Below are 9704 nucleotides of genomic sequence, written 5' to 3' on the forward strand. Positions count from 1 at the left end.
GTCGATGGTTCAAATCCATCATGCCCCACCATTCTATGAGCAGTGAAAGTAAAGTATTAGTCGGCGGATTTACGCAATCAACTAACTAGCAGCCTTGCTAATTAGTTATCAAAGGGGGGCATTAGCTCAGTTGGTAGAGCAGTTGACTTTTAATCAATTGGTCGATGGTTCAAATCCATCATGCCCCACCATTTTTAGACAATCCCTTCTTAATAGCGTCTTTTTAAAACTTCAACTTTTTATTTATAAACACCTTGAGCAGATAGCTGTTATTTAGCTTTATATTCTCGTATAATTCATCGTAATTAATGCAATATAGATGAAGTGGTCGAGAACATGAGTCTAGCTCAAACTATTATGCCTGAAGGCTATATTTTCCCTCCTAAGCCAGCACCGTTAACACAAAACGAACAAGGCGAATACAAAGCACGTATAAAGCAACTACTGCAAGAAAAAAATGCCGTATTAGTTGCCCATTACTATACCGATCCTGAAATACAAGCACTAGCCGAAGAAACCGGCGGCTGCGTTGCCGACTCGCTAGAAATGGCGCGTTTTGGTACACGCCACGATGCCGACATGATCATTGTAGCGGGTGTGCGTTTTATGGGTGAAACCGCAAAAATATTAACGCCTAACAAAACCGTGGTTATGCCAACGCTCGAAGCGACTTGTTCGTTAGACATAGGTTGCCCGGTAGATGAATTCTCAGCGTTTTGCGATCAGCACCCCGACCGCACAGTAGTAGTGTATGCAAATACTTCTACCGCAGTAAAAGCGCGTGCAGATTGGATTGTAACCTCATCGTGTGCACTGGAAATTGTTGAGCACTTAGATGAACTAGGTGAAAAAATAATTTGGGGCCCAGACAAGCACCTAGGTAGCTATATTCAAAAGAATACCGGCGCTGATATGATCATGTGGAATGGTGCATGTATCGTTCATGACGAGTTTAAAACTAAAGCTCTAAAAGACATGAAAGCGCTGCACCCAGATGCGGGCGTACTCGTACACCCAGAGTCGCCAGAGGAAATTGTTGCCCTTGCTGATGCAGTTGGTTCAACCAGCCAGTTAATAAAAGCAGCGCAAACAATGAGCAAAAAAAAGTTTATTGTAGCAACTGACCGCGGTATTTTTTATAAAATGCAGCAACTATGCCCAGATAAAGAATTCTTTGCTGCTCCAACAGCCGGTGAAGGCGCTTCATGTAAAACATGTGCGCATTGCCCTTGGATGGCAATGAACGGCTTAAAAGCGATTGAAGAAGCTCTGATAGACCCCAAAGGTAAAGAAGTGTTTGTTGACATGGACTTACGCGAAGGCGCACTTAGATCACTTAACCGCATGCTTGATTTTACCGCCACAATGGCAAAGTAAAGTTAACGAATATAAAAACGCACGTTAAGTTAACGCTTAAAAAACGGTTATGCCACCCGCATAGCCGTTTTTTGTGCACAGCATAAAAAATATGAATGATAAGTGAGCAGTTAAAAGCTCAAAACTAAAAATGCCTTGCACCTATGGCGGCTATTTCATACTATAGCGCGCTTGTTGCACTACCTAGTATGTAGCAACGCCGTGGAGGGATGGCTGAGTGGCTGAAGGCGCACGCCTGGAAAGTGTGTTTAGGTTAATCCCTAACGAGGGTTCGAATCCCTCTCCCTCCACCATTATTCAATATCAGGACGTCTTATGACGTCCTTTTTTGTGCCTGTAATAAAATTATATATGTTATTAAAAGCCAGTGGGTTAATCCAACTGGCTTTTTGGTTTTATTATTTAACCGTGGTTAATACTATTAACGGCGTACGTCTTTTGGTGCGCCGCCTTCAGGCCAGTCGTTTGCTTTAGCGGCAAATGCTGGGCGTGCTAGGTGGCTAAAGTAAAATGCAATATCAACGGCTTCTTGGTCAGTTAAAATACCTTCTTGGCCAAGTGGCATGTTGCCTTTTATAAATGCAGCTGCGGTATAAGTACGTGCCATACCTGCGCCGTCGTTAAATGAGTTATCGCCTGCTACTGCTGGGAACATATAAGTGCCACTAGGGTATAAACCTTTGGCGTCCATTTGATGGCAGCTTGCACAGTGCTGCGCATACAGTGTTTTGCCATTTTCTGCGTTTGGCTCTAGGTCTTTGTTAATTGCTATAAAACCATTATTACTTTTTAAGTCATCTTTCGTTTTTATATCTTGCGATAAAAAGTTCATGTAGCTGACCATAGCTTGCATTTGTGTAGAGTCGGTTATTAATGGTTGGCCGTTCATTGAGCGTTGAAAACAGCCATTAATACGATCTTCAATAGTGTTTATTTTAGCATTACGGCTACGAAACTTAGGATAAACCACGTTCATACCTACATAAGGGGCTGCGTTAGCTACGCGGCCTTCGTTTAGGTGGCAAGAACTACAGTTTAGTTTGTTATTAACGTTTTCGGGTAATTGGCGGTAGGTATCGATAACTAATAAACGCCCGTAACGAATTAAATCAGATTCAGGGCTATTGTCTAAATCGTTAATATTTGGCGTTGGTAAGGTGTTTGGGTGGCTTGCTGATAGGTTAGTAATTACTGGTGCATTGCTTAGCGCTTTTTGTATATCTGATTGTGGTTCGGCCGTTGCTTTTGTAGTAATGCTAGTTGCATTTTGGCTGGTTGCTTTTTCAACAGCAGTGGTTTTAGCGGTTGTTTGTTTAGCTGGTTCAGGTACTGGCTCAGAGCAAGCAAATAGCGCTAAGATAGCGCTTAAAATAGTAATGTGACGGAGTGTAAACATAATTTGACCCTAGGGTATAAAAGTGTGTGGATTATACGCCTGAAAAACCATTTTCCTATTGCTTTAAATCGGTTTGCCGACGTTATTTGGCTAAAAGTTAGCGATTAAAAAAACCATAATTTATTGTATTTAAAAATATAGTTAATAATTATTTAAAATGTATATTTTATTTTAATATTTAGGGCGTGTTGGTCATTAATAGTTACAATATTATGCTATTTAGCGGGCGATTTAATTGGACGGAAATTTATAGCTTAGTAATATAAAGCGAGGATTTAATAAGGGCCGCAATTGTAAAGGGGGTGTATAAAACAGTAAAACCATTATTTGAGCATGGCTTTACTGTTTTGAGGGAAAGTGCTTAATATTTTTTCTTTGGCATTTTTAATTGTGTATCAAACTCATCCGGAAACAGTATAGTGCCGTCGTCGTCTTCGGTTGGAAAAACGGCAATAAGTAAGTCGTCGTCTTCTAAGCCGGGTGTCCAGCGGTTTATCCAATCTTGTGTGGGAATAGCTTTAGGCGTACAACCTTCCCATTCGCCAGTGGCCCATGCTTGTGCAAACTCGCGAGTTGGCCATACGGGTACGCAGTCGTCATCTTCGTTGGTGAGCATAACGCAGCCATCGTCATCGTTTAAAATCCATACTTGTTTAAATTGCTGTGTGGTTTCAAACATAAAAGCGAGTCGTTTTTTGGCACCAAGGCCTAAAATTACGTCGTGTTGTTCTGTGTTATTTGCTGTTGTCATAATTTGCTTACTCTAAGTTTATGGCTTGGTATTAAGTGTAAGTATATCGAGTTATATGACAGTGTGGTGAAAAGTTATTATTTAATTTATCCTATATAGATCTAATTTACGGCTCTGTAAGTATAAGTTTTATTATTAATTTGAGCGTTCATTCAAAAACACCCTTGAATGTTTACCAAACGGCCGCATTTACACACCATACTTGCTATTTAGGTTGAGCATTTAGTGCTTAGCCATTCCCACACAAAGGATCCACAATGTCGATTGATTTACTTGCCCCGTATAAATTAAACAGCACAATTGAGCTTAAAAACCGCGTATTAATGGCGCCGTTAACGCGCAGTATGGCTGATGATAACCTAGTGCCAACCCAAGCTATGGTTGACTACTACGCGCGCCGTGCAGATACAGGGTTAATTATTAGCGAAGCGACAATTATTCGCCCAGACGCGCAAGGCTATCCTAATACGCCGGGTTTATTTACTAGTGAGCAAATTCAGGGCTGGAAAAAAGTAACCGACGCAGTACATACCAATGGCGGCAAAATATTTGCCCAGCTTTGGCATGTTGGCCGTGTTGCTCACCCACACTTTTTTGATGGCGATGTACTTGCGCCATCAGCAATTGGTGTAGAAGGGACAGTTCCGCGCATGCGTGAGCTTACTTACATTACGCCAAAAGCGGCAACCACAGATGATATTAAAAGCTTAGTAGCCGATTACGCAAAAGCAGCCGAAAACGCAATAGAAGCAGGCTTCGATGGCATAGAAATTCACGGTGCTAACGGTTATTTAATTGATCAGTTTTTACATTATGCAGCAAATGAGCGCAATGATGAATACGGCCAAACGCCTGAGAACATGGCGCGTTTTGCGCTTGAAGTAACCGACGCAGTTATTGCTGTCGTTGGAAACGAACGTACCGCTATTCGTGTAACGCCGGGTGCTTATTTTAATATGACCGAGGATAGCCGCGACAAAGCCGTATTTGATTATTTGTTAGCTGAATTAGACACAAAAGATCTTGCTTACTTACATGGTGGAATTTTTGACGACAGCATGCGTTTTGACTCGCTTGAAGGCAAAAATACCTCTGAATTTTTACGCGCAGGCTACAAAGGTACGTTAGTAGGTGTGGGTAGCTATAGTTTTGAAACAGCAAAAGAGGCGATTAACGACGCTAAGTTTGACTTAATTGCCATTGGTCGCCCACTTATTGCAAACCCAGACTACATAAGCAAAATTAGTAATAATCAACCGCTGGTAGAATACAATGCCGATATGCTTAGCGAGCTGGTGTAACTATTAGTTTTATAATTATTTAAAACGATTTTTAAGACAACCCATAAGCTTACTTTTGGGTTGTCTTTTTTTGTACATATTCCTGCCATAAATTTCCCATATTTGTTTAATTTTTATGTAAATAAAGTTCATCCCCGTTGTCATATTTAAAACTCATACTGCTCCCGTTTTCATAATAATTAATTTTTAATAATTAAAACTAAACGGGACAACAATGTACGCTTTAAAAAACAAATCGCTTTTGAGTATGGCTATAGCCATGGCTGTATCAACATCTGTTTATGCAAACGACAAAACTATAGAAGAAATAACCGTAGTCGCTAAGCCTACCAGCTACGCTAACAACGTTATTGAGCCTGCAATGCTTGAGCAACAAAGTTCGGTAGCAAGTATATTGTCGGTGATTGATAATTTACCGGGTATTAGCATAAACGAAGGTGATGCATTTGGTGGTGACGACTGGTCTACCACAATTACAATGCGTGGTTTTAGTATAGACGGTAACCAACAGCAATTAGGGATGACAGTAGATGGCATACCCAATGGTGGCTCTAATTACGGTGGCGGCGCTAAAGCTAACCGTTACCTAGACAGCGAAAACCTGGCTACAGTTGAAGTAGGCCAAGGTACGTCTGATATTAAATCGGCATCGCTGGAAGCGCTAGGCGGTACATTTAATTTTGTAAGTAAAGATCCCAGTCTCGAAAAAGGCACTACGTTTGCCTATACATCGGGCAGCCACGACGCCTCGCGTTATTATATTAAGCACGAAACAGGCACTGTTTTTGATAATACCCAAGCATACGTAAGCTACTCGCAAACCGACACCAGCCGTTGGATTGGCTCGGGAAGTAATGGCGGTAAAGACAATCAACATGCTGAGCTTAAGTTTGTATCTAATTTTAACGATTTAACCCTAACCGGACGCTTATCTTACGACGATGTAAGCGAAACTAACTACAACAGCGTGAGTATTGAACAATTTGAGCAAACACCAAATTGGGATCAATTAACGTGGAACTGGACAGGGGTTCCGCATTTTGATCAAATGTTTGCCGAAGGTTGGGGGACGCTACGTGAAAATACCTTAGGTTATTTAAAGTTTGAATATGCAATTTCGCCCACATCACTATTAACGATCAGCCCTTATTATCATAAAAACTCGGGGCGTGGTGACTGGATCCCACCATATTTAACAACCCCAGTTGATGAAAACGGCGAGCCAACAACACAAGGCGGTACTAATGCTGGCTCTTATGGTTTTGCTGATAGTGAGGGTAACCCACTTGCACCTAACTCAGGCTGTACAGCAAGTTTAAGTTGGCCGTGGGTGTCGGGGCCTGATTTAAATCCGGCATGTTACGACGATACAGCAACGCCCGTTATGTCTTATCGCCATACCCATTACAAAAAAGATCGTTTAGGCGTAACCGCTAACTATCAAGCGACGTTTGGTGATCACGATATTGAGGCTGGTTTTTGGTATGAGCAAAGTGAGCGAGAAGAGTCGCGTGATTGGCACAAAGTAATTGATGCGCGTATTTTTCATCATTTTGAAAACACCCCTTACTGGACTCAGTACAAAAATACCTTTGATACAGATACGTTCAAATGGTACATCCAAGACTCTATTAACTTAGGTGATTTAACCTTAAATATTGGCGCTAAACAGTATTTAGTTGAGTTACAAAAGTACGACCACTTTGCTAACGAAAGCTCAGATAAAGTAGACAGCGACTCTGATGTTTTATTTAGTGGTGGTGCGCTGTACCAGTTAAATAACGATACCGAACTATTTGCAAGTTACAGCGAAAACTTTGCTGCAATTAAAGACGGGGTACTGGAGCGCGACAGTTCAACACTGACAGAAATAGAACCAGAAACAGCAAAAAACATTGATTTTGGTGTACGCTACCAAGCCGATAGATTAACGCTAAGCGCAACGGCCTACAGCGTTAAGTTTGATAACCGCATTACCTTTATTGCACCAGGCAGTGATTCAGGCGGAATTGACTACACTATTGGCACTAATGGTTCATACATAAATGTAGGGGGCATCGATTCTAAGGGGTTAGAGCTCTCTGCAAGCTATATGCTCACACCAAGCTGGAGTGTTTATTCGTCGTATACCAATAGCAGCTCTGAATATTCGTCTGATGATCCAAATGCATATGACTCACAAGGCGTATTACTACAAGATAAAGATGGCAATACTGCAGCGCCAAGCTTTAAAAAAGGCGATAGCTTAATAGATACATCGGAAGATTTATTGGTTGTATCCACCGATTACTTTAGTGACGGCTTTCGTGTTGGTTTGTCGGCTAAATACACAGGTGAGCGTTTAGGTGCATGGCAAGACGAAGGCACGCGAGCACGCAATAAAGTAGACGGCTACACGGTACTCGACTTTAATGCCGGTTACTCAACCGATGTAGACGCAGGGCCATTTAAAGCCATTGATCTCTCGTTTGTTGTTTATAACATAACCGATAAAAGCTACTTAGCAGGTGGCACAGGTAATGGGACTACTTACTTTATTGGTGCGCCTCGTACTGCTGCGGTTACGTTTACTGCAGATTTTTAAGTCGTAATATAAATTATTTTAAGCCCATTATTAATGGGCTTTTTATTATAAAAATAGGCCGGTAACAATATGAAAACGATTTTAAAAGTAAGTGTATTTAGTTTAATTGCCCTAGGAAGCGACTTTGCAGCGGCAGTACAAACAGCTGATCAAAATGTAGTGTTGGTAACGCTTGACGGTGTGCGCTGGCAAGAGGTGTTTAGTGGCGCTGATAAAAACCTTATTAATAATTCCGATTTTGTTAAAAAGCCAGAGCAGCTAAATACAGAGTTTTGGCATAACAGCTCTGCAAAACGCCAGCAACTGCTGATGCCGTTTATTACCCAAATTGTAGCTAAGCAAGGGGTAATAATTGGTAATAGAGAGCAAGGCTCTAATATGTCGGTAAGTAACCCGTGGTATTTTTCGTATCCCGGTTATAACGAAATACTTAGCGGTGAGGTAGATGAAGGTATTAATAGTAACGATAAAATCCCTAACCCAAATCACACTATATTAGAGCGTTTGGAGCACCAACCCGCGTTTAAAAATAACACCGCCTTATTTGGTAGCTGGGATGTATTTCCTTCAATACTTAATACTGAGCGCAGTAAGGTATATGTTAACGCCGGATTTATGCCAATTGAGGAGGATTTATTTGAAAATGCGCCACTTTTAAATGCCATGCAAAATGAAATTCCGAGCCCTTGGAGCAATGTACGATTAGACAGTTTTACTTATCGGTTTGCTAAGGCGTATATGTTAGCTAAAAAACCAAAATTATTAGTAATAAGTTTAGGAGAGACCGACGACTTTGCTCACGATGGTGATTACCACGCGTATTTAAAATCGGCAAAACAAAGTGATGCTTTTATAGCTGATTTATGGAATACCATTCAAACAACACCGGGTTATAAAAATAACACTACCCTCATTATTACCACAGATCATGGCCGTGGTAGTAACGCAAGCGACTGGCAGCATCACAGTTCAAAACGCGCCTTAGCAGCACTGCATTTAGGCGAAAATAAGTTTCCCGAGGGCATTATAGGCTCCGAACATATTTGGCTTGCCGCGATTGGCCCTGCAATAAAAGGCCAAGGCTTAGTTAAAACAACGACTGAGCTAAAACAAACGCAAATTGCCGCAACAGTGTTAAAGGCACTTGGGCAAAATCCAAAGCAGATAAATTCGAATATGGCACCGGCGATTAATGAGATTGTAAAATGAAAATAATAACCGCGGTAGTATTAACCAACTTACTTGTAAGCTTTAGTGCTTTGAGTGCTCCCTCTAAAATATTATTTGGCTCGTGCGGGCATCAAGATAAAAGCATTCCTATATTCGATGCTATAAACAAAGAGCAGAGCGATTTATTTATATTTTTAGGTGACAATATTTATGGCGACACCAATAATATGAGCGTACTTGCTAATAAATACCAGCGCTTAGGAGCAAAGCCCGGTTTTAAAACACTAAAAGCGCAAACGCCTATTATAGCCATGTGGGATGACCACGATTATGGCCAAAACGATGCAGGTAAAGAGTATCCGCATAAAGAAGAGTCGCGGCAAATTATGCTCGATTTTTGGCAAGAACCTGCAAACTCACCACGACGCACTCGCCCTGATGGTATTTATACCTCGTATACGTATGGTGAAGGTGAGCAAACTGTGCAGGTGATTATGCCAGATTTGCGCTGGAACCGAGATGCGTTAAACGCAGTAAGTAAGTTGGAGTACGACACTAAGCGCAAACTAAATAATCAAGGCCCGTATAGCCCAAGTCATGTTAAAGGCGCATCAATGCTTGGTGAGGCGCAGTGGCAATGGCTTGAACAAGAGCTTAAAAAGCCCGCGGCTATAAAGCTAATTGCCTCAAGCTTACAGCTACTTCCCGATTTTACAGGGTGGGAGTCGTGGGCTAATTTCCCCGACGATCGAAAGCGTTTATTTACACTGATCAAAAAGCATAAAGTAAACGGCGTAGTTATTATTAGCGGCGATACCCACTGGGGCGAAATTTCACAGTATAAGCACAACCTTGACTACCCACTAATAGAAATGACCAGTTCTGGCCTAACCGAAAAATGGAAAAATGTAAGCCCTAACACACACCGAATAGGGGACTTTACCCACCAGGTTAATTACGGCGATTTAAGCATAGACTGGCAACAAGCCGACCCGTCAATTTCATTACAGCTCAAAGATATTGATGGTAAAGCAATAATGCAAAGTCAGTTTAAACTCTCAAGCATTAGCCCTTATTAATTATCGCCCTTATAAAACGCACAGTAAATAGCATCACTACTGTGCG

General features: G+C 41.4%; 7 protein-coding genes and 2 tRNA genes. 7 read left to right on the plus strand and 2 right to left on the minus strand.

The window, feature by feature from the left end; translation table 11 throughout:
- The first annotated feature begins 115 nt into the window (after nt 1-115).
- The 3 genes from I6F41_RS07990 (at nt 116) to I6F41_RS08000 (ending at nt 1670) form a co-directional block, all read left to right on the plus strand.
- A tRNA-Lys gene (locus I6F41_RS07990) sits at nt 116-191 on the plus strand.
- Between the two features lie 145 nt (nt 192-336).
- The gene (gene nadA / locus I6F41_RS07995) at nt 337-1377 is read left to right on the plus strand and encodes a quinolinate synthase NadA (protein ID WP_197108103.1); all 1041 of its coding nucleotides are present in this window, start codon (nt 337-339) and stop codon (nt 1375-1377) included.
- A 203-nt stretch (nt 1378-1580) separates the two neighbouring features.
- Nucleotides 1581-1670: transfer RNA gene (locus I6F41_RS08000), tRNA-Ser, on the plus strand.
- 128 nt (nt 1671-1798) lie between these two features.
- Here I6F41_RS08000 and I6F41_RS08005 read toward each other — a convergent pair.
- On the minus strand, nt 1799-2773 hold the full coding sequence (locus I6F41_RS08005) for a c-type cytochrome (protein WP_231613464.1): 975 nt from the start codon (nt 2771-2773) through the stop codon (nt 1799-1801).
- A gap of 361 nt (nt 2774-3134) precedes the next feature.
- The gene (locus I6F41_RS08010) at nt 3135-3524 is read right to left on the minus strand and encodes a DUF2750 domain-containing protein (protein WP_011328538.1); all 390 of its coding nucleotides are present in this window, start codon (nt 3522-3524) and stop codon (nt 3135-3137) included.
- A gap of 257 nt (nt 3525-3781) precedes the next feature.
- On the opposite strand from I6F41_RS08010, the gene I6F41_RS08015 reads away from it, so the two are divergent.
- The 4 genes from I6F41_RS08015 (at nt 3782) to I6F41_RS08030 (ending at nt 9658) form a co-directional block, all read left to right on the plus strand.
- The gene (locus tag I6F41_RS08015) at nt 3782-4825 is read left to right on the plus strand and encodes an alkene reductase (protein WP_011328537.1); all 1044 of its coding nucleotides are present in this window, start codon (nt 3782-3784) and stop codon (nt 4823-4825) included.
- Between the two features lie 214 nt (nt 4826-5039).
- On the plus strand, nt 5040-7409 hold the full coding sequence (locus I6F41_RS08020) for a TonB-dependent receptor domain-containing protein (protein WP_197108105.1): 2370 nt from the start codon (nt 5040-5042) through the stop codon (nt 7407-7409).
- Between the two features lie 69 nt (nt 7410-7478).
- Nucleotides 7479-8618 (plus strand): alkaline phosphatase family protein, encoded by a 1140-nt coding sequence (locus I6F41_RS08025; RefSeq protein WP_197108106.1) that lies wholly within the window; start codon nt 7479-7481, stop codon nt 8616-8618.
- Nucleotides 8615-9658 (plus strand): alkaline phosphatase D family protein, encoded by a 1044-nt coding sequence (locus I6F41_RS08030; RefSeq protein ID WP_089368465.1) that lies wholly within the window; start codon nt 8615-8617, stop codon nt 9656-9658. Before I6F41_RS08025 ends, I6F41_RS08030 begins: the two co-directional genes overlap by 4 nt.
- The last annotated feature ends 46 nt before the right edge of the window (nt 9659-9704 follow it).

Source organism: Pseudoalteromonas sp. SCQQ13 (assembly GCF_015864415.1).
Lineage (GTDB): Bacteria > Pseudomonadota > Gammaproteobacteria > Enterobacterales > Alteromonadaceae > Pseudoalteromonas > Pseudoalteromonas nigrifaciens.